The organism is Roseobacter litoralis Och 149 (assembly GCF_000154785.2).
GTDB lineage: Bacteria > Pseudomonadota > Alphaproteobacteria > Rhodobacterales > Rhodobacteraceae > Roseobacter > Roseobacter litoralis.
The window spans coordinates 628,914-650,574 of sequence record NC_015730.1 but is presented as its reverse complement, the minus strand read 5'-3'; the positions used below and the strand labels follow the sequence as shown (position 1 = coordinate 650,574).

Here is a 21,661-nt window from a genome sequence, read left to right as displayed (position 1 = left end):
GCTACTGTGTCAGTTCCTTGAAAACATCATCTATGGACAATCCGCGCGCAGACGGCTCATCCCATGCAGCGTCATGCCTGACAAGATCGAATTTACCGTCCGCGCCGACCAGAGTGACATCCGCAGGCCCGGCATGCGCGCAGCCCTTCGCGCAGCCCGACACATGCAGGCTTTGTCCCTTGGGCATGCGGGTGGCAAGTGCCTCGGCCAAGGCCCGGGTTTCGATTTCGCCCTGTTCACAAAGCGGCGCACCGGGGCATGCATGGACATTCAGGATATGCGCACCGGGTTTCGTGACGAAACAGTCGGTTGCGACCTTTGAGGCCCCTTCGAGCAGGAACAGCCGCCACGGCGTGCAGCGCAGCCCTACGACTGCGTCATCCGCGAACAAACCGATCAACCCGCGTGCATCCACCGCCCCGAAACCCGCACCCAAAAGGTATCCCTCAGGGCAAGGACCCGGTTGCGGTGTCGTGCCAGTGCGACGCGGCGCATGGCCCTGAAAACCGTCCGGCAGCGCGTTTCTTTCCAAGTGGCGGCGCATGCGGCCTGCCTGAGCACCGCCGCTGTCGACAAACCACTGCGCAAGATCAGCAAGCGCGGACAGCGCCGTGTCCGGGCTTATTTCCATACCCGTCACGGCACCATCCGCGCGCAGGATCAAAGCTGTTTGTGCGCCACGTTCGAACCTGAAATCACCCGAGGCCAAAGACAACAGCGGCTGCGCACCTGTATCAAGGACAATCCCCATTTTGGCGGGCAAGTTCGGCAAGGCCCGCAAGCCTGCCACGATCCTCGGATACAGGTTTTCGGTGAGGCCATCCTGCCCCCAGAAAGGCGTCGTGAGGATATTCCTGCGCGCCTCATCCTCTGCTGTGGCATCCAAAAGGTGCGCATCCATAAGCGCTTCCAGTAGTGCACCGTGCCGGTCCTGATCCACGCCCCTGATCTGCAGGTTGCCCCGCGAGGTCAGATCAATCACGCCATTGCCATAGCCGATCGCAAGCTCGGCCAGCCTGCAGGCTTGGGTGCGATCCAGACGGCTCATCTGAGGACGCACGCGCACAACCAGCCCGTCGCCCGAGGCCATCGGGCGATGCGCGCCCGGGCACCATCCCTTGACGCGGGGAGCCTTCGCAGAGGCTGCGCGGTTCATTCCGCCGCCTCCAGCGACGCGAGGATCGAATTGCGCCGCGATTTCCACAGACCCGCCGCGTGCAGCGCTGCAAACCGGTCCCGCATGGCGGCCAACGCCGCAGGGTTCGCATCTGCCAGAAAGGCCGTGACATCCGCATCGCCCAATGTGGCGTCGAAATAGAGATCGAATAGATGTCCCGGCACCACATCGGCAAGCTGGGCAAAGGCAGCCATGTTTTCCAGTGTCGTGGCGATTTCCGCCGCCCCGCGAAAGCCATGCCGCTGCATGCCCGCAATCCAATCCGGTTGCGTGGCGCGCGCATGAACCACACGGGCAATCTCTTCGGTCAGGGTGCGGGTGCGCGGGTTTTCGAAATCGGTCGCATCCATATGGTAGAGTGCTGCGCGCCCACCGGTGACGGATTTGGCGGCGGCGAACCCTGCCTCATGGGTGGCGTAGTCTTCGGCCAGCAGCACATCGGTTTCCGGCAAGTCCTGAAAGTGCAGAAACGCAGTCGCCTTGCTGACCCGCGCCTTGATACCAGCGGCGTCTTGCTGCACTTTATCCCCGTCGAGCGCCCAGCTTGAGGTGGCCAGCCAAGCTTCGCCTGCCGCCAGTTTGGCTGCCTCGGAATAATCACCGATATGGGCCCCCATGGCGACGCCGAAACTGCCCGGTGCCGGGCCGAAAACGCGCGTGGTGTCAGCCCCTGCGTAGGGGTTCCAGTCGGGCGCTTCATCGCGGGCGGCCAAGGCGCGCACCGCTTGCGAAAACAGCGCTGTAAGTGTCGGGAACACGTCGCGAAACAGTCCGGAAACACGTAAGGTCACATCCACGCGCGGGCGGTCCAATTCGGTGATCGGCAGCACCTCGATGCCTGACACACGCTCGGACCCTTCATCCCAGACCGGGCGCGCACCCAGCAGGCACAGCGCCATCGCGAACTCTTCACCTGCCGTGCGCATGGTGGCCGACCCCCAGAGATCCACGATCAGGCTGCGCGGCCAGTCGCCTTCGTCCTGCAGATGTCTGCGCACGAACTCATCCGCAAGCCTGCGCCCCTGTTCGTAAGCCGCCCGCGTCGGAACGGAGCGTTGGTCTATGGTATAAAGGTTGCGTCCGGTGGGCAGCACATCAAGCCGCCCCCGGTAGGGCGATCCGGACGGGCCGCCCGCGATGCGTTTGCCATCCAGCGCCGCCAAGAGGGCTGCACTCTCGCATCGCGCGGAAAGGCTCGCATCAAAAGTGGTATCCACCTGCGGCGCGCGGCCCCAGATATGCAAACCATCCCCGAACTGGCTGTCCTTGATGTCACAGACAAAGCGGTCGATGCGCGTGATGGCCTCCGCCGCGCAGGACACGCCATCCAACCCCAATTCATGTTCCACACCCAGCGCCTGCGCCTCATCACGGATATTCTCCTGCAACAGATCGCGGCGGCGCGGATCAAGCCCGTCCGCATTGGAAAATTCATCCAGCAAAGCTTCAAGCCGTACCAGCCGCAGCGGCGTCGCAGTGGGGCGCAGGGGCGGCGGTATATGCCCCAGCGTCACAGCCCCGATGCGGCGCTTGGCTTGTGCCGCCTCGCCGGGGTCATTCACGATAAAGGGATAAATGACCGGCGTCGCCCCGGTCAGCGCATCCGGCCAGCATGCGTTGGACAGGGCGACCGACTTGCCCGGCAACCATTCCAGCGTGCCATGCGCCCCGATGTGAACGATGGCATCCACCTGCGTGCGCAGCCACAGATAGAACGCCACATATTCATGGCGCGGGACACGCGACAGGTCGTGGTATTCTTGATCGCGTTTCTGCGGTGTGCCACGCTCTGGTTGTAGCGCGATCCAGACATTGCCACGCCGCACGGCCGGCATCGCAATCGCGACACCTTCAGGCGGATCGTCCCATGCTATCGTGAGATCGTCGCGCAGGCTCTGTGGCAGATTGGCCAGCAGCGCCTGATAGTCACGCGCATCGAGCAGTTGGTCGGCGCTCTCAAAATCCTGCGCGGTAACGTGCCCGTCGGTCGCGTAGCCCGCACCTGCCAAATCCTCAAGGATCGCGGAGGCAGAGCCAAGCGCGTCCATCCCCACAGCATGCGCGAGGTTCCACTCGCGCCCCGGGTAGGTGGACATCACCAATGCTATGCGGCGTTCACTGGCGGGTTTGGACGCCAGATGGACCCAAGCCGCCACCCGATCCGCGATTGCCATGATCCGCTCAGCGTGGGGGCGGTGCACAAAGCGCGAATATTGCAAATCCGCGTCCCTCTTTTGCGGCTCCTTGAAAGAGGCGACACCGGCGAACAGCCGTCCATCAACTTCTGGCAGCACCACATGCATAGCCAGATCAGCGGGGGACAACCCGCGTTCTGCTTCGGCCCATGCCGCCTGCCGCGAGGTGGCCAGCGCCATCTGGAAAACCGGCACGTCACCTGCGTCCAGCGGCGAGGCGCCGCGCGTGCCTTGCCCGGAAAATGACGTCGCATTGACGATTGCAGCGGGGCTGAGATGGGCCACCTGACGGGTCAACCATTCCGCAGCACCCGGAGCCTTGAGCGAGGGTGCAAACAGCCCCATCACGGCAAACCCCTTGGCGCGCAGCGCGGCAAAGACCTGTTCAATCGGTGCCAGATCGGCGGCCACCAGAAACGAGCGGTAAAAGACGACAAGCACCAGCGGCTCCGTGGCCTCCTTGGCCAGAACCGGACAGGTCACATCGTGCTCAGGCGTCCAGCCCCCGACCGAGGGCAACGTCTTGGCCCCGCGCACAGGCCCTGCATAAAGCCCCGAGGCCAGCGCCATCTGCGCCAGTGCCGCCTGCCATGCAACCACACCACCGGTATCACAAAGCTTTTGCAACTGACGCAATGTGGACACCGGCAAGGTCGAGACCGCATCAAGGCGCGTATCCGTGCGCCCGTCCGCAGGCAGCACGGCCAGCGCAATGCCCTTGGCCCGCGCCAGAGCCTCGATCTGCTGCAGGCCATAGGGCCAGTAGGGCACACCGCCAATCAGCCGAATAAGAATACCCTTTGCGCTGCACAGCGTTTGTTCGACATAGGTATCGACCGACAGCGGGTGTTTCAGCGCCGTGATATTGGCCAGTCGCAAGCCGGGCAGCCGGCCCTCGGGCCCACCCCCCTTGCGCCACGCCTGCGCCAAAGCACCGAGGTCTGAATCAGACAGGCTGAGCACAACCAGATCGGCGGGCGTCTGCCCCAGATCGGTTGGCGTTTCCGTCTCTTCCAGACCATGGCTTTCGCGAAAGACGACATGCATGGCAGGTTACTCGGCAGCCGCAGGGACAGGGACCAACACGGATTGCACCGCCTCATAGCTCACATCATCATGTTCAGCGATCACGACCAACCGGCCCCGGCGCGGTTCATTTTCGGCCCAGGGGCGGTCAAACTGATGGCGCACGCGCGCGCCCACCGCCTGCACCAAGAGCCGCATAGGTTTACCGACAACGGAGGCATAGCCTTTGACGCGCAGGATATTCTGCTCCTTGGCCAAAACCTCGATGCGGGCAACCAGTTCGGCCGGATCGGACACTTCGGGAATCTCCACCACGATGGATTCAAAATCGTCATGTTCGTGATCATCATGCCCATCATGATGCGAGGGGCGCGCGTCCATATCGTCTTCGGCAGCGGCCTCCAGCCCCAGAATGACGCGCGGGTCAATCAGCCCTTCAGCAACCTCAATCACCGGGATCGGGCGCGGGCTGCGCGCGGCGATTTCCTCTTTGGCTTTGGCCACGCCTTCGGCACCGGCCAGATCGGGCTTGGTCAGCAGGATAATATCCGCGCAGGAAATCTGGTCTTCAAAGACCTCGGACAAGGGCGTGTCATGATCAAGGCTTTCATCCGCAAGGCGCTGCGCATCCACCGCCGCCACATTCGACGCAAAGCGGCCCGCGGCCACAGCCTCGGCATCGGCCAGCGCGATGACGCCATCCACCGTGATTTTCGAACGGATATCCGGCCAGTCAAACGCCTTGAGCAGCGGTTTCGGCAGGGCAAGGCCGGAGGTTTCAATCACGATGTGCTCCGGGCGCGGCTCCAACGCCATGAGCGCTTCGATGGTCGGGATGAAATCATCCGCGACTGTGCAGCAGATGCAGCCGTTCGCAAGTTCCATGATGTTTTCTGCCGGGCAATCCGGGATCGCACAGCCTTTGAGGATTTCACCATCCACGCCCACATCGCCAAATTCATTCACCACAACCGCCAGACGTTTGCCGCCGGGGTTCTGGATCAGGTGCGAAATCAGCGTGGTTTTCCCGGAGCCGAGAAACCCGGTGATCACCGTGACGGGAAGTTTTGCAAGATCAGCCATTGTTGTCCTCCAGCGGCGGTATGCGCGCGATACAGTTACGTTTGAAATGTTCCGGGCGGGTGCGCCACGGGATCAGACCATCACTGGTCTCATGATAAAGGGCGGCCCCCTCTATCAGCGTGTCCAGATGCGACGCCTCATGCAGGTTTCCGTACAGATAGGTCCATTTGGCCCCGCCCCCCCGCAGCGCGACGGAACACCCGGAATCGCAGTTTTGCAAACATTCCACCGCCCGCAGTTCCAGCCCCTCGGGCAGACCGCGCGATTGCAATTCATCAAACAAGCGCTGGCCCGGACGTTCGCCGTCGTCGGTGACGTCGGTGCCGCGTTTGCATTTGATGCACACCAGTATCTCTGTGCGCTCACCCATGGGGGCGGCCAGTGCAGGTTACATCATTGTCCGTTAAAACAGCATGTGCCGTCATCATATCATTCCTTTCCGGAGCACCCCGCCCGGTCTTATGTTGCGTTTGTGATGGCAGGTCTCCTGGCTCGCGGGTCACCGCGCCTCTTTTGCCTTCCCAACCCGTCTTTCGGTCAGTGGCGTGCGACAGAGGCACTCTTCGCTTACAGTTGCGGGGGCAGCCACGGCATTTCACCGCGTTCCCTTTTATGTCCCGGCCTGAACCGGAACAACCATCGTGCCCTGCATTTTCCAGCGATGGCGTGGGAAGTCAATGGCGCACCGCCTTGTCCGGCGATTATCGCTTTCTGATTGGCCAACTGGCGGTAAAGTACGCGTGTTTCACCACGCCACAGGGTGCCGCCAGATACCCGCGTGACAGCGGATCACGAGGCTGCAACTATAACCATCAGAAAACACGCCGGTGTTCAGACCGCCGGCCCCACATTCGGAGGCCATGTGCCAAACACACTGACAAGCCGCGCGGATCGGATGCACATGCGCGTTTCGTATCGCGCAATCGTCGCTTTGTTCCGCCGGGTCGCCGCCACATGAGCGGTATCCTCACATTAAACACCGGCTCGTCATCGCTGAAATTCGGGCTTTACCGGGATGCGCCGGAACCCCAGATGCTGCTCTACGGTCAAGTCGATGAAATTGGCGACAACGCGCTGTTGATCCTGAACACCAGCGAGGGAAAAACCAAACAGAAGGTATCGGCCCCCACGCCCGCTGCCGCGCTGGATCATGTTATCAAGGCGCTGGCACCGCATATAACCGGGTTGCCCATCCACGGGGTGGGCCACAGGATTGTGCATGGCGGCACGGATTTTACGAAACCCACGCTGCTGACCGGCGATGTGATGGCGGCGCTTGCCCGGTTCAACCCGCTCGCACCGCTCCATCAGCCCCATAACCTGGCCGGGGTTGAAGCGGCGCGCGCGGCCTTTCCGGATTCTGTTCAGATCGGGTGTTTTGACACGGCGTTTCACCGGGGCCATCCGTGGGTCAATGACACCTTTGCCCTGCCGCGCGCCTTTTATGACGAAGGTGTGCGGCGCTACGGGTTTCACGGGGTCAGCTATGAATACATCACTGGGGTCATCAAAACCACCTACCCCGACCTGCACAAAGGGCGGCTGGTGATTGCGCATCTGGGCAACGGGGCGTCTATGTGTGCGATTACCAACGGAAAAAGCGTCGGGTCCACCATGGGATTTTCGGCATTGGATGGTTTGCCCATGGGCACCCGCTGCGGCCAGATCGACCCCGGTGTGGTGCTGTATCTGCTCACGCAAAAGGGCATGGCCCCCCTTGAAGTGATGGAGATGCTCTATTCTAAAAGCGGGCTGTTGGGCCTGTCGGGGATCACCAGCGATATGCGCGAACTACTGGCCTCGGATGATCCGCAGGCGCGCGAAGCAATCGACTACTACGTATTCCGCGCCCGGCGCGAAATCGGGGCGCTGACGGCGGTGCTGGGGGGGATTGATGCGCTGATCTTCTGCGGGGGCATCGGGGAAAACGCAGCCCCTATCCGCAGCCGCATCGTTGAGGGGCTGGAGTACCTGAACATTACGGTTGACCCAAAGCAAAACCAGCGCAATGCGCGCGATATCGGCACGGGATCAACACGCGTGATGGTCATCCCGACGGATGAGGAACGCATCATCGCGCGCGCGGTTCATGCGGCAATATCATAGGGCATGACGCCTTGGGCCGGATCAATCACAACACGGGGCCGATGGTGGCGATGACATTGTGCCAGATGCGTTCGTGTCGGGGCCATGTGCGCACCGCTTCAAGCAGCACAGGATCGGATTGCGCGATATACCCGGCCTGCCTGTCACAGACCGCTTGCGTGATGCGGGCGTCCTGCAAAAGCACGTTGTTTTCATAGTTCAGATCGAAACTGCGCAAATCCAGATTGGAGGAGCCGATCAGCGTCACTTTATCGTCTATTGTCAGCGTCTTGGCATGGAGCAGCCCCGCTTTGAACTCGTGGATATGACACCCGGATGACAGCAGCCTGCGATAATAGCCGCGGCTGGCGGCGGCCACGATCCAGCTGTCATTCTTTTGCGGAAAGATCAGCGTTACACGCACGCCGCGATGAGCCGCTGCACAGAGCGCATCCAGAACCGTCGCATCCGGCACGAAATAAGGTGTGGTCAGCGTTATCGTGCTCTGCGCGCAGTTGAAAAGGCTGGAAAACAACTGCGGTGTTGCGCCGTTGCGTTCTGTCGGGCCATCCCCGATTGCATGGGCCGGGAAGCCGGGGGAAAGACACTCGACCTTCAAGGCACCGGGATCGAATGCTTCGCCGGTGGCCTGCATCCAATCGCTGATGAACAGCAATTGGTTCTGCGCAACCACGGGCCCCTGAAAGCGCAGCATGATGTCCACCCATGGCCCAAACCGGGCCTTTGGCAGAAACTCCGGATCGGCACAGTTGCGGCTGCCGCAATAGGTGATCTCGCCATCAATGACGGTGATCTTGCGGTGGTTGCGCAAATCTATCCGGCTGGTCAGCAGTGTGAGGATGGGGCGGTTGAGCGGCAGTGTCACGGCGACCTGAACGCCTGCCTCTTTCATCTGCGTCCACAGCGGCGATCTGATCAGCGCGCGCGATCCCAGCCCGTCGGCCATGGCACGACATGTCACCCCGCGTTTAGACGCGCGCATTAAGGCTTGCGCCACCTCAGTGCCGGTGCCGTCCGTCAGCCAGATGTAATACAGCACATGTACGTGGCTTTGGGCGCGATCAATATCGGCGATCATGGCGGCATTGGTGGCACGTTCATCCGCCATCAATTCCGCCTGATTACCTGCCATGGGAAAGAACCCGTTGATAGAACTCGCGTAGCGGAATGCGGATTGGTAGTAGGGGTCGATCAGGGCCTCGCAGCCCCCCGAGTCGCCAAAGATCACGCCTGCCTGTGGTCGTATTTCATCAAAAACCTGTTTGTGCCGCTTTTCCGCGTGATGGCCGAGGTCAACCTCACCAAACAGAAAGTAAAGCCCGCTGCCAACATAAGGGACAACGGCGAGAATGATAAACCACGCCAGCCGCGCAGGCGGCGACAGGTCATCGCGCAACAGAATGCGCACCGTGAAAGCAGTAACGATCATAAAGTGCGCCAGCAAAAGCAAGGTCATGGCTCGGCCTTTGTGAAATCCACGGTGATCACAATTGGTAGGTGATCTGACGCGCGTACCGCAAGTGTAGACTTGTGCACATGCGAAGACACAACGCGCAGACCGGGGCCAAGCACAAACAGATCAAGCGCCGCTCTGGGACGGGCGGCGTGAAAGCTCAGACCCGGTGAGACGATCTGCGCATCTGAGCCAAAATCAAGCCGCTTGAGGTTCCATTCGTTGAAATCCCCGGCAAGTATCACGGGATGGGTTTGACCCTGCAAAACCTGCCTGAGCACATCAACCTGTTTGCGCCGCGTCCCCGGTGTCAGGCCAAGGTGCACGCCGATAATCTCAACACAGGGGTCAGCGATCTGCACAGAGACAGCCCCGCGCGGATCAATCGACGGCAGATCAATGCGGCGCGCGGCGTGGCTGTCATAGTGGGATCGCAACAGTATCGTGTTCCCGTGCCACCCGTGGCTGAGCGCGCGGATGGAAAAGTCAGGCAACAGATAACCCAGTTCACTTTCCAACCGTTCGATCGGCAGCACCCCTGCCCGCGTGCCGGTTCTGCGGTCAGCCTCTTGTAAAACAACAACATCCGCGTCGATCTCAAGCAGAACATCCGCGACCCGCTCCGGGTCACGCCGCCAGTCGAGACCAACAGCCTTTCGAATGTTGTAGCTTGCAATTTTCACAGTTTGGACTTCGGTTTCACTGTAAACTCGGTTCCTTCGCCGCCAGTCACTAAAAAACGTTGCCCGTATGAACCCGCAGATACCGTCCGCAGCATCAGGCCAACCCGGGAAGCACGGCCTTGCCCCCCGCAACAATCATTTCGACCGCAATGGCCAACAAGGTCATTCCCATGAGCCGTGTCATAATCACACGCATCGTATCGCTGAGAACCTTACCGAAAAAGGATGCAAAAAAGAGCACAACGAACAATAAGGTCAGGATGACGCCGACGATCCCACCAAGGGCGAGCATGGTATTGAGGCCCGTCGTGTGTCCGGCATAAATGATCAGTGTGGCGATGGTGCCCGGCCCGACAATCACCGGAAATGTGATCGGGTAAAACGCAAGCCCGGTTAAGTCTTGCATATGGTCTTGTTCTTGTTCCGTGCCCTGATGGGATGTCACGCTGTTGCCGTTCAACATCGACCAGGCGATATGTGACAGCACGATGCCGCCGGCGATGCGAAACTCGTCAATGGTGATGCCGAAAAATCCGATGATCTGTTGGCCTGCAATCAGGATGACAGTGCACATAACGGCTGAAAAAACCGTGACTTTCACAGCAAGTGTGCGCTGCTGTGCGACGGTAAAGCCCGCCGTAAGCGCCAGAAATATCGGCAGGTTCACGAAGGGGTTCATGATGGCAAACAGCGCACCGAAAGCTTTGATCAGTTCGGGATAGTCCATAAATCACCCTTGGCTTTCGGTCCCCGCGCAGCAGGTCTCTCGTCTGGAAACAACAGTGACCGCGCCCCGCTCACATGCAAAACGCACACCTTGCACATGTTTTGCAAAACACCGTCGAGGCGCAGCCCGTTATGTCCAGTATCTGGCAAAAGCACCTTTTGAGGCACCATAGTTTTTACCGAATGCTTCGGGCGCATCGCAAAAGGCAACGACATGGCGTTCTACTTTTGCGGATTCAAGCGCTGCAACAGTCTCGCGCACAGCGGCGCGGGGGCTGCGATCATAGGCCGTCACCAAAACATGTGCATTTAAATGCGCCGCAATTCTGGAAGCATCCGGCACGCTGAGAACGGGCGGGGTGTCAAAGATGATGATTTCATACCTCTGGCGCAGCGCTTCGATCAATTGCGAGAACCGCTCCACCTCCAGAAGGTCGGCCGGATTGACCTGTGACTGACCGCTTGGCAGCAAATCAAACCCGGAGGATTGCGTTATAATCGCATCCGAAGGATCGACCTCTCCGGCGATGACCTCATGCAGGCCGGGTTGATCGGGGGTAATTCCAAGACTTTTGGACAAAGTGCCCGAGCGCATGTCCCCGTCAACAACGATCACGCTGCGGTCAATCTTGGAAAAGCTATGCGCCAGCGCTTGCGTGACCAACGATTTACCTTCACTCGGCAGCGACGAGAAAACACCGGCAACAAGCGGCCCGGTTGCGTCCGCGCTAGATACAAGCCGATGGCGCAAGGCGCGTATACCATCAAGGAAGGGCGACGCCTCTTTAGAGGACAAATCCAGCGTTCCAGATAGGTTTTTACCCCCTTTGCCACCGTGCGCCGAGGGCAGCTGAACGACACAATCGCTGCCCGTGATTTCCGCCAGCTCGGAGACGCGGCGCACGCGGTCGTTCGCGGCTTCGCGCACCAACACATGCGCGATGCCGATAAAGAGACCCAGAACAGCCGCGATGGCCACCATGCGACGACGCCCCTGGGCATCCGTACGCAAGGGCGCTTCGGCCGTGGCGAGAACCTGCGCACCGGCATCCCGCAATCCGGTTTGGATCGACAGCTCCTTGAGACGGGCCAGTGAGCTTTCATAGACCTGCGACGTGGTTTCAACCTCTACCTCCAACTGCCGCAGACCGACCATGAAGGCGTTGGCTTCGGCAATCCGTTCCTCAATGGCATCAAGTCCATTGCGCAGCGCCGTGTTCAACTGTTCGAACCTTGAGCGCTCTGTCTGCAACGCGCCGAGCAGCGTCTCAACGTCCTGCGCAAGGGTGTCCGCACCAATGGCCCGACCCAGATTGGTCCGCTCCATGCGCAAGAGTGTTTCGTTTTGATCAAGCGCATCCCGCACCGCTTGGAAATCGCTCGCAGATGTGGCGTTCAGCACTGCAAGTGCGGTGTCCAGTTCATCCAGCGACGCCTGTGTGCTCTCCAGTCTTGACCGGACGTTCACGGTTTCGCCTGCCAGATCGTTGGCGGATTCCATCGCGGAACTGGTGGCACCCGCACTATAATCCTGCAAAAGCGCCTGATCAGCCTCCAGACGCAAGCGCAGTTCGTTGACCCGCGTTCTGAGGGCACCGGCAGCGCGTTCCGTTTCGCTTTGCCCACGTTCCAGTTGGTAGTCGAGATAGGCATCGAGATAGGCATTCGCGATGGCTGCAGATTTTTCCGGTACAGTCGTCGTTGCTCGCAGCACGATCACATTTGTTCCCGGCAAAATGCTGACTTGCGTGATCGAGGCCAGCCAGTCCAAAGCGAACTGACGCACGATGCTGTCGGGGTAAATCTCTGCCTCAGGATCGTCTTCGAGGATCGCGATATTCGGGTTCACCTCGGGATCATTGGTCAGATCCAACCGCTCGATCACCTGAAGCGCTAGGCTGCGCGACCCCAGAATGGTCAATGCGTTTACGATCGCCCCCTGCGTCACCTCGATGTCGCCGGCACTGTCAAACTCGACGATTTCCAGATTCCCGCGCGCCAGAAGCATCTGCGCCTCGGCGGTATAGGTATCGGGCGATCGCAACACCAAAATCGCGGTTAGCAACGTCAGGATGAAAGCCGGTAGCAAAATACGCAGCTTGTTACACCACAAAAGTCGCCACAACGCCACGATCCCAACCGGAGAATCATCTTGGTCGGGCTGTTCAGGGAAGGTGTTTCTGGGCGTATAATGCATCTGGATTACTCAATCATCACTTTGTATTGCCATGCCGACAATTTCATACCGGCGTCCGCTGGCCCCGTATGAAGCCAAAAATTATCTGCCGCGTTAATAAGGCTGTTTGTTAGGGCATGAAAGAGCAAATGGCTTTTCCGTCCAATTGGGCGTCAAATGCACGCGAGAAGAGAGAAAGACGCTCAGGTTATCGGCATTATTAACCTATTGGGCGCGAATCTGCTTGCCATTGCTTGCGCCCTGCAGGCGTTAAGATGTAAGCCCTGTGGGACACCACGCAAAGACTGACGGATAGGCATTGTGCGATGACGCTACCCAATTATTTTTACGGCGGCCCACCAAAAGCAGGCTCTTCCTGGATTTACAGTCTCCTGGCCGCGCACCCCGAGGTTTTTGTTCCAGACGGGAAATACGTGCAGTTTTTTACGGATTTCTATGATCGCGGGATCGACTGGTACGAACAGCTTTATGATCAGGCAACGCCCGAGCAGACGGCACGATGTGATCTGACCACGGACTACCTTTTTGTTCCCGAAGCAGCAGAGCGGCTTGCGAAACACATTCCAGATGCGCGGGTTTTCTTTTCGTTGCGCAACCCAGCAGAGCGCGACTGGTCTGCGTATCAGCATCTGTTGCGCACAGGACAGGCCCGCGGTTCGCTTGAGCAGGAGGCCGATACCGCGCACCGCCTTTTGTCGACCTGCAGTGCGTATTCCGACGCGATTGAACGATCCTGGCGGCTGTTTGGCAAAGAAAACACGCATATCCTGTGGTTTGACGACATCAAATCAAACCCTCAGGCGGCGGCAGATTCGTTGCATGATTTCATGGGCGTGTCCCGCCGGTTGATTGGCGCGGATGACGAGGGGGCCAAGAATGTGGCCCGCGCGGCGCGTAACCCCTATGTGAACGGTATGCTGAAGCAAGGTGCCGTCGCATTACGTGCGGCCGGCCTGAGCAAAGTGCTTGGCAAACTCAAGGACAGCGCGCTGGTCGACAAGGTCCTCTTTAGCAAAGACCGGGTTCCAAAGCTGCGCGATACCCCTGATGCGCTTGCTTTTCTGACCGAGAGGCATGCCGCTGAAATCGACCGGCTCGAGACACTGTTGTCGCGCGATCTGTCCACATGGCGAGGGCGTCCGTGACAACGCGCGCGCGGACGAACAGCGTATCTGACGCTTTGGGCGCGCTGAGTTGGCGCGTTTATATCTTTGCTGTTCTTCTGAGCTTTTTCGTCGTTGTCGAACCTGCACCAACGGATTTGGTGTTCATGATTGCGGTGGCAATCTTTTGCTTTTCGCGACCTGTCACCACCAATTTTCTGAGCGGGTCCGCGTTGCTTGGCGTGTATTTATACCTCGCGTTTTCCGTTCTATCGCTCATTTTTGTGGAATTCGTTTTTGTGTTTGCCGTGCGGGCCGTCGCAATTGAGTTTTACATGATCGGGCTTTTTGTCATGACCGCCTATTTCGTGAAAACGAGAGGCGATCAGGCTTTTGCAACCATTCTGGGCGCGATGGCGATCGGCGGTGTTCTTGCGTCTTTTGTGACGCTTGTGGCGTTGTTAGACCTCATTCCCAACAGCGAAATTCTGTTTCGCGGTGAGGGGGCAAGGAACCGGGTCAAAGCGACCTTCAAAGATCCGAACGTGTTTGGGCCCTTCTTGGTGCCGGGCTTCTTGTTTCTGGCTTGGGTCGTGGTGGAATCAGCCCGTTTTCGCCTGTTGGCGCTCGGGGCGATGGGTCTGGTGACCATTTCGCTGATCGCGACTTTCTCGCGGGGTGCATGGGTTCATGCGTTTATCTCGCTGTCGGTCTTCAGCCTTGCTCTGCTGATCTATCGTCCCACGGCGCGCGCGATGTTCACGGCCATTGTCTGGTTTGCCATTATCGCCTGCTGCATCGGTTTGCTGTTTCTTGATCAGATCACAACACGCCTCGCGGATTCCTTTTTTGCGCAGCGCCTGTCCCTGCAAAGCTATGACACATCGCGCTTTGGCTATGTCGCAGATGCGGCCCGGCAAATCTGGGAGCATCCGCTGGGCATCGGGCCGTTTCAGGCGCGTTATGTTTATGGTTATCTGCCGCATAACACTTTTGTTGCCTTTGCCATGCACAATGGCCTCTTGGCCTGTCTGGGCCTGATCCTGATTTATGGCTCGGCAATGGCCCGGTGCATCATCAAAGTCGTCAATCAGCAGCCCGGCTGGACAAAATATGCACTGGTCTTTTCGGTTCTGCTGGGGCTTGTGGTGCTGATGCAGGTTGTGGGCGCTATCCACTGGCGGCACATGTATCTGGTCTGCGGGCTGGCCTTCGGGACTTATACAACAGACACACTACTGGTGGCCTCAAACAAGCTGAGCAGGCGTAAAGGCGTTGCGCGTCGCCGAAACTGGCAGCCTGCTGAATGACCACGATCAAGACCGGGGCCCTAAAAAGATGAAAAAACTCATGCTCGGCAGCGTTTTGTCCGCCGGTCTGAAAGTGGCAAGCGCCGGACTGACATTCCTGATGTTCATGCTGCTTGCCCGCGTTTTGGGCGCGGAGGAATATGGGTTGTTTGCCTCAATGTTCGCGCTTGGAACGATTGGCGCGATCACGGCACTCTTTGGGCAACACACGCTCAGCATCAAAACGCTGTCTGCACTTGGCGACGGTCCTGAACGCGCAGCGGACCGGCGCTTTGCCCTTCGACGCAGTTTTCAGATCACGCTGGTTGGTGCCGTACTCGTGATCGGCGCGATCCTCGGGGCAGGCATGGCTGCCCCGGTGTTGGGTTTTGACGTTAATCCCGTCTACCTGATCGGAGCCTGCGCGCTGGTCATCCCCTTTGCGCTGGCCGAACTGGTGTCGCACCAATACCGCGGCTTTGGCAGTATTCTCTGGGCGCTGGCGCCGCGCGATGTGTTGTGGCGCGCAATCGTCCTTTTGGCCTGCCTGGGTGCGGCCAGTCTGCCGTTTGTGTTCCGGGATGCGTTTACAGCGATGATTGGCATTTCGCTGGTGTTGATGGCCCTCGTCGTCGTGCAGCTTATCGCGATGCTGATCCGCTATCGCGACCAGTTTGCGGCCCAACCGGGTGCTCAGGTCACCGCCACCATGCCGTGGGGCGTGTCGGCGTGGATGTGGGTCGCATCGCTCGGCACAATGGGCGCGAGCCTCAATCTCTCCGCCGCCGCGCTGTTTTTGCCCCCCGATCAGATCGGGGCCTATTTCGCGGCCCAGAAAACATCGCAGCTTTTGCAATTGCCCATCATCGCGATCAACATTGCGGCGACACCTGTTTTCGCCCGGCTTCACAGCCAAAACGATATCAGCGGTCTGTGCGACGTGGGCCGAAAACTTGCGATGCTGATCGCGGGGCCACTGGCCATCGGGGCCGCCATTCTGATCTTTTTCGCGCCTGATCTATTGTCCCTCTTTGATCCAAGCTTTGCCGCTGCGGCGCTCGCGTTGAGTATTCTGGCGGGCAGCTACCTCTTGATCGGGCTGGGTGGGCCGACCCGACCCCTGATGTTGATGAGCAATGGGGAACGTCCCGTGGTGCGCATGACCCTGATATCCGAGGCGGTGGGCCTGATGCTTATTCCCATACTGGTGCCTGCGTTCGGGATTGTTGGTGCCGCGCTGGCCGCACTGGTTGTGCGTGTGCTGTTCACCCTTCAAACCGTTGCATGGTGTCGCACCAAGCTCGGCGTTGATACATCCATCCTATCTTTGTTGCCCGGCGGCAGGCAGACGGGTTAAAAAGCGCCTAGTCCATCGCATAGCCGTAGCGGCGCGCCGCTGGCCCACAAATCAGCTGTGCCAATCTTTGGTCGGTCTGCGAGATGTCATCGCGCCACGAAGTGTTGGGATCAAGCGTGATCTCCCCCACAACAAACCGCGACGGGTTGCCGCTGATGGAGTGCTGGGCATGCACAAGTGCTGCACGACCATTCCCAACCCCGGCTTTGCCCGACACCGCCTCGAACAACGGTGCTGCACCGGACAACAGCGCCTCTTGCCAGTTTTCGGCAAAATCCTCGAAGCGTATCCGGAAATACATGTCGGGTGCCAATTGCGCAAACCGCTCGCATTCGGCATTCACCACCACCCATTGCAAGAGCGAGCGTGTGGAAGAATATCGCGGAAACAACTGCCCCTCCGGCGCGTCCTGGCGCTGTTTCGTTTTTTTCCACGAATGCAAAACAGCACGCGGGTCGCGGACCAAATGCAGGAAGGCGACATCAAAAGAACGTTTCCGGTATAGCAGGTTCAGCGCGTAAAACGGGCTTTTGGACGCATCAATCAGAACCTGACTTTGGCTTTTCTCAAAAGCTGCGGAATAAAGTGACATCAAAAGATCAAGATCGGTTGCAGTGCGCTCAAAATACATCTGACGTGACCGGCCATTGTGCAGCCCGGGAAACTGACGGCGTCGCGCCCCACTGCCGACAGAGCGCACCAAGGCCCGCGCCCGGTCAGGGTCGATGGCGTTCAGCGTTTCCGTGCCAAACGGAAGGCTCGGCCAGAAGGCACATTCTGAAAACGCGCGTTCGCAGCCACAAATGCCATTGTCGATGACACCACGGTCCCAAAGATAGCGCACCTCGCCCATGGATGCGGATGCGGGCATGGACCCGAGAATATTCGCCATGACGGAGCTACCACTGCGGCCCCACCCCAATATATAGACCACCAGAGGGCGCGGCTGTTGTGTGAACCCAATCGGTGAAGTGCTAGACATGGCCAGCCCGTACTCCAGCCGCTGCATTTGCGACATGCCGCGCAAGCGGAAATTGGCAAAAAGTAATGGTCATAAAAACAGCAACCAGAAAATTCTTGCACCTAGCAGTGGTGGAGGGAGCCCATTGGGTCAAGCCCTCGAGGCAAAATCGTCCGAATGTCGCCAATACTCTGCCGTCAAATCATACTATTTTGAAGACAATGCGGTTCTGGGTATATTTCACGCGCCGCACACTCTGGACAAAACTCGTGAAACCGGGGCAGTGTCTGCTCGTCAAGTGAAAGGGTAAAACGATGTGCTTAAATCGGGTCGGTGTTTGTTATGGGTAAGTCTTTGACGCATATTCTGGGACGTGCGGCGGGCACCTTCGCACTTGGGCTGGTTTGCGCATTTGCAACGGGTGCGGTGGCTGAACCTTATCGGCTCGCGCCCGGTGATCGTATTTTGGTCCAGATCATCGAGTTGGATAACCATTCCTACATCGGAACAGTCGACACAGCGGGCGAAATTCGCCTGCCCTATTTGGGCACACATCTCGCTGCGAACAAAACGCTTGATGAGTTGTCGCAGGATATTTCGCTGGCTGTGGCAGGCCGGCAAATCCGTTCTGTCCAGAACGGCATATCCTCGGTGATCGTACTGGATGAACAGGACATTTTCCTTGATATCGACACCTACCGTCCCGTGACGGTGGTCGGGGCCGTTGCTGCACCGGGCCGCGTTCCTTTTGAACCGGGCCTGAACGTGCGTGCCGCCATCGGTTCGGCCGGGGGTAACGCCCTGGCGGGACAGACAGAACGCGTTGACCAACTGGCGAACTTCCGCACCCGGCAGGCCGAGTTGCGCGAGACCGAAGCCTGGCTTGCGGCCGAACTCTGGCGCATCGACGTCATGCTGTCCGGTGCGGACAGTGACGCCCCGATTGATGAAGAATTCCAGATTATCGTTGACCGTCTCGACAGCCGCGATGTTGAGAACTTTCGGCGGATGATTGATGGCGCACGCGCGCAGCTGGACCGGGAACGCGAAGACAACGCAGCACGCATCGTTCTGACCAAGAAACGCACGGAGTTTCTTGAAACCGCGCTGTCGCAGTTTCAAACAGCATCAGAGATCGAAGAAGAAAGGCTTCAGGATGTTCTGCAGCTTTCGAACCGTGGGCTGACCACCGTCAACTCTCTCGATAATGCACGCGAGGGGGCGCTTAACGCCTCGTCACGCTTGCTGACAACACAAGCCGACCTCGCCGCCGCAGAGAGCGAACTACAGTCCCTGATGATTGAAAAACAGGGGCTGGACGCCGATTTCGTTCAAGCATTGATGGATGAGAAAGCCAAGTTTGAGCGCGACTACGACGAAGCGCGCGCGCGCCTGACCAGTCTCAATCGTGAATTGGCGCTCGGCACCTTCACCGTTGAACAGGACGACTCCACAGAGCTTACGTTCATCCTGCACCGTCAAAACGGGGCGAGCGAGACAAGCACAGAAGTCACGCCGGACACGCTCTTGCGCCCCGGCGACGTTGTTGAAGTGATCTTTACCTACAACTGAAAATAACGCGTCAGGATGGGCAGTTCAGCGCCGGTTGCAGGACGCCATTGTCTTGCACCTCGGCACCGATTTTGTTCCAGACATCCCCACCGGATGACAGGATGATGTTACGCTCGACTTTGACGTCTTGTGCGAAATCTCCGATGCCGCCCAGCCGCACCGCGTCCCGCTTGACGCCGCAAATGCAGTTCTCGGCTATGGTGATATTGCTGAACTTACCGATCCCGGCGTCGTCCTTGTGGCGATAGACCATGATGCCGAAACCATTGCTGTCAAAGACAAGGTTATCGACCACCTGAATGCGATCAAGGTTCGGATGGAGCGGATCACGCCCCGATTCTCTCGCCAGAACGATCCCGTTCTGGACGCCAAATACGGCGTTGCGCCGCACGTCAATATTCGCGACTGTCCGGCTGCCTGAGTCAATATAAATGCCGTGCCGATCGATCCCATGCATAACATTGTCCGTGATCGACCCGTTGATCGCCCCTGCCTTGGCGTCAATCCCATACTGGCGTGTATCGAATATGTAATTGTTTCGGATCACAAACCCATCCACACCGCCGCCTAGGGAAATAGCTTCATTCACGCCTTTGGGGAAATTCGTGTTGGTCATCCTGTTGCCCTGAATCAGCACATCGAACAAACGGTATTCATCGACTTTGGTGACATAGCGCATGACGATTCCGCCGACATAGATCGCAGAGTTACCGGTCGTATCAATGTCGTTGTTGAGAATACGGATGTCGCGCTCTCCTTCATCGGTGCCTTCGACAAAAATCCCATCGCGGGCGGCATTCTGCAGACGGAAACCTGAGACGGTAATATGGCTTGCACCGCGGATTTCGATTAACCCCCGTGTTTCTCTGCCCGTCCCATCGATCACGGCGCGCTCTGCGCCATCCGTTTGCGCCGCAATGATAATCGGGGCCGACGGCGTACCCGACGTACGCATCACGACAGGTCGGTAGTTTCCCGGCTGCACAACGATTTTGTCCCCGGGACGCGCATTGTTCAATGCAACCTGCAACTGTTGCAACGGACGTGCTTGGGACCCGTCCCCTCCGCGCGCAGCACGATAGGACACAAAGACCAGCCGGTCAGGGTTTTCTTCGATGACCGGAACACTCTGCAGAGCCAATAGATGCTGCGCCATGGCAGGCGTGCTCAGGCCCTTGTTTGCCAGCATTTCCAGTGCACCAACACACCAGCCCCCAGCCTGATTTGACGCCTGATTTGACGCCTGAACAGGCGACGCAAAGCTGGCTGCTAACGCCAACAGCGGAAAAATCAGATGACGACCGCTCTTGAAAATGGCGCTCATTTTGACACGCTTCATAGTTTATTCATTCCATTTTGACCCAGATCATCTCAAACACCCCGCTTTTGTCCATATTGCTACGAACTTATAGATATAAAACCGCATCTGGGCACTGGAAGCCATCGCGTCACAGACTTATCAATAGAAATGACCCGTTTTTTCTGGCAAACGTAGCCGAACCCTAGGAATTGTAAGCACCCAATGAATTCCAGCCTCAATACAGCGGAAATGCGCCTGCATGTCGCCTTTGCTAAAATCGGCTTTACGCAAGATGAACAGCGGGCGGCCGAATCGCTCGCGCGGCAAGTCACCGACTGGGACAGCTTTGTGGCGACAGCCATGCGCAACTTCAGCCTGCCCAACATGCGGATGCACCTTGGCCGCATGAACCCTGATTGCGTACCGCAAAAGGTGCATGACGAACTAAAAACTGCTGCCAATGCATCTGCTATCCGGAACATGTTGCTCGTTTCTGCCCAGCATCAATTCAAGGAAAAATGCCTTGATCCGCTTGGTGCGGAGGCGTTGTTTTTCAAAGGCATCAGTCTTGTAAGTCAGTATTACCCGGATCTTGGATTGCGACCTTGCCGAGATATAGACGTTCTGGTGCGCCCCGAAACGCTGCGCCCTATCGTGCTTACCGCGATTGAAGCCGGATATCAGTTTGTCGTGCCGGGCCAGGCGGAGCATCCGTTGACTGAACCTTCCGAGATTGACGCGGCCCTTCATTACCGCAACGATGCCAGCCTTTTGACGCCTGAAGGCATGGCGATTGATCTGCAGGTCAAGCTGGATAAATACTCCGGAATCTTCGCGCGCGAGGATGTCTTTGCGCAGGCTATACCCGCCGTGCTGGGTGGCAAAGAGTTCATGACAATGCCGCCTGCATTTCTGTTCAATTACCTGTGCCACCACCATGCCCGGCATGTCTGGTCCCGGCTGCACTGGCTGAGCGATATTGATGCGCTGGTCAATTCACCTGATTTTGACGTTGATGAGGCCGTGGCACTGGCAGACAAGCTAAATCAGCGCGGCACGGTTGAGGCCAGCCTTGAAATGCAGCGGCTCATGTCACCCGAGCAATCATGGGATGACGCGCCGGAATTGTGGCGGGGTTTCAAATTTCTGGAACTCAGCCTGCGTAATTTGTCTGGTGATCTCGACCTCGAAAAACGTATCGGTTTCAACATGAAGGGCGGGGAGTTCATGTTCGACTGGCAGGCGGATGCCAGCCTCATTCGCAGAGCGCGCCTACGTCACTCGCTCCAAGTCTGGCAGCCGACGATCCGCCAATACACACGGTTTCCACTGCCACGCGGTTTACGCTGGCTCTATGTTTTCCCTCGTTTTATTCACCTGATGGAACGAACCCGTGACCGCGGCGGCAAAAAAGCGGACTGATCAAAGCGCGC

Annotated in this window: 16 protein-coding genes and 1 riboswitch; of the genes, 6 read left to right on the top strand and 10 right to left on the bottom strand. The window is 58.5% G+C overall.

From position 1 onward, the window contains the following. Window position 1: 1 nt before the first annotated feature. Genes RLO149_RS03040 through RLO149_RS03025 form a run of 4 tightly spaced genes read right to left on the bottom strand, consistent with a single transcriptional unit; the run spans window position 2 to window position 5,851 of the window. Window positions 2–1,156, bottom strand: a complete 1,155-nt coding sequence (locus RLO149_RS03040) for a precorrin-3B synthase (protein WP_013960587.1) — start codon at window positions 1,154–1,156, stop codon at window positions 2–4. Next, complete coding sequence (gene cobN / locus RLO149_RS03035; protein ID WP_013960586.1) at window positions 1,153–4,419, bottom strand: cobaltochelatase subunit CobN; 3,267 nt, start codon at window positions 4,417–4,419, stop codon at window positions 1,153–1,155. The genes RLO149_RS03040 and cobN overlap by 4 nt, the downstream gene beginning before the upstream one ends. 6 nt (window positions 4,420–4,425) lie before the next feature. Continuing rightward, on the bottom strand, window positions 4,426–5,481 hold the full coding sequence (gene cobW, locus RLO149_RS03030; protein WP_013960585.1) for a cobalamin biosynthesis protein CobW: 1,056 nt from the start codon (window positions 5,479–5,481) through the stop codon (window positions 4,426–4,428). Beyond that, window positions 5,474–5,851: a DUF1636 family protein gene (locus RLO149_RS03025; protein WP_013960584.1), complete on the bottom strand. Its 378-nt coding sequence runs from the start codon at window positions 5,849–5,851 to the stop codon at window positions 5,474–5,476. The genes cobW and RLO149_RS03025 overlap by 8 nt, the downstream gene beginning before the upstream one ends. 90 nt (window positions 5,852–5,941) lie before the next feature. Beyond that, window positions 5,942–6,137, bottom strand: a riboswitch (cobalamin riboswitch). Between the two features lie 298 nt (window positions 6,138–6,435). Between RLO149_RS03025 and RLO149_RS03020 the strand changes: the two genes are divergently transcribed. Next, window positions 6,436–7,587, top strand: coding sequence for an acetate/propionate family kinase (locus RLO149_RS03020; protein WP_013960583.1), 1,152 nt, complete (start codon window positions 6,436–6,438; stop codon window positions 7,585–7,587). Window positions 7,588–7,612: 25 nt separating this feature from the next. Here the strand turns inward: RLO149_RS03020 and cls are convergent, their stop codons facing one another. From cls to RLO149_RS03000, 4 genes are all read right to left on the bottom strand, one after another. Next, entirely contained in the window at window positions 7,613–9,043 is a 1,431-nt protein-coding gene (cls, locus tag RLO149_RS03015) for a cardiolipin synthase (protein ID WP_013960582.1), read from the bottom strand. Further along, window positions 9,040–9,723 carry an endonuclease/exonuclease/phosphatase family protein gene (locus tag RLO149_RS03010; RefSeq protein WP_013960581.1) on the bottom strand — a complete coding sequence of 228 codons (684 nt, stop codon included), beginning with the start codon at window positions 9,721–9,723 and terminating at the stop codon, window positions 9,040–9,042. The genes cls and RLO149_RS03010 overlap by 4 nt, the downstream gene beginning before the upstream one ends. A 94-nt stretch (window positions 9,724–9,817) precedes the next feature. Beyond that, the gene (locus tag RLO149_RS03005; RefSeq protein ID WP_013960580.1) at window positions 9,818–10,450 is read right to left on the bottom strand and encodes a MarC family protein; all 633 of its coding nucleotides are present in this window, start codon (window positions 10,448–10,450) and stop codon (window positions 9,818–9,820) included. 129 nt (window positions 10,451–10,579) lie between these two features. Continuing rightward, window positions 10,580–12,646, bottom strand: coding sequence for a GumC family protein (locus RLO149_RS03000; RefSeq protein ID WP_013960579.1), 2,067 nt, complete (start codon window positions 12,644–12,646; stop codon window positions 10,580–10,582). A gap of 305 nt (window positions 12,647–12,951) precedes the next feature. Between RLO149_RS03000 and RLO149_RS02995 the strand changes: the two genes are divergently transcribed. From RLO149_RS02995 to RLO149_RS02985, 3 genes are read left to right on the top strand one after another with little or no spacing between them, the layout of a single operon-like run. Next, the gene (locus tag RLO149_RS02995) at window positions 12,952–13,791 is read left to right on the top strand and encodes a sulfotransferase family protein (RefSeq protein ID WP_013960578.1); all 840 of its coding nucleotides are present in this window, start codon (window positions 12,952–12,954) and stop codon (window positions 13,789–13,791) included. Then, window positions 13,788–15,059: an O-antigen ligase family protein gene (locus RLO149_RS02990; RefSeq protein WP_013960577.1), complete on the top strand. Its 1,272-nt coding sequence runs from the start codon at window positions 13,788–13,790 to the stop codon at window positions 15,057–15,059. Before RLO149_RS02995 ends, RLO149_RS02990 begins: the two co-directional genes overlap by 4 nt. A gap of 28 nt (window positions 15,060–15,087) precedes the next feature. After that, window positions 15,088–16,395 carry a lipopolysaccharide biosynthesis protein gene (locus RLO149_RS02985; protein ID WP_013960576.1) on the top strand — a complete coding sequence of 436 codons (1,308 nt, stop codon included), beginning with the start codon at window positions 15,088–15,090 and terminating at the stop codon, window positions 16,393–16,395. 7 nt (window positions 16,396–16,402) lie between these two features. On the opposite strand, the gene RLO149_RS02980 is transcribed toward RLO149_RS02985, so the two are convergent. After that, window positions 16,403–17,377 (bottom strand): sulfotransferase, encoded by a 975-nt coding sequence (locus RLO149_RS02980; RefSeq protein WP_013960575.1) that lies wholly within the window; start codon window positions 17,375–17,377, stop codon window positions 16,403–16,405. A gap of 321 nt (window positions 17,378–17,698) precedes the next feature. On the opposite strand from RLO149_RS02980, the gene RLO149_RS02970 reads away from it, so the two are divergent. Continuing rightward, window positions 17,699–18,928 (top strand): polysaccharide biosynthesis/export family protein, encoded by a 1,230-nt coding sequence (locus RLO149_RS02970; RefSeq protein WP_013960573.1) that lies wholly within the window; start codon window positions 17,699–17,701, stop codon window positions 18,926–18,928. Window positions 18,929–18,938: 10 nt separating this feature from the next. On the opposite strand, the gene RLO149_RS02965 is transcribed toward RLO149_RS02970, so the two are convergent. Further along, entirely contained in the window at window positions 18,939–20,267 is a 1,329-nt protein-coding gene (locus RLO149_RS02965; protein WP_013960572.1) for a right-handed parallel beta-helix repeat-containing protein, read from the bottom strand. A 183-nt stretch (window positions 20,268–20,450) separates the two neighbouring features. Between RLO149_RS02965 and RLO149_RS02960 the strand changes: the two genes are divergently transcribed. Next, window positions 20,451–21,650: a nucleotidyltransferase family protein gene (locus RLO149_RS02960; RefSeq protein WP_013960571.1), complete on the top strand. Its 1,200-nt coding sequence runs from the start codon at window positions 20,451–20,453 to the stop codon at window positions 21,648–21,650. Window positions 21,651–21,661 lie beyond the last annotated feature (11 nt).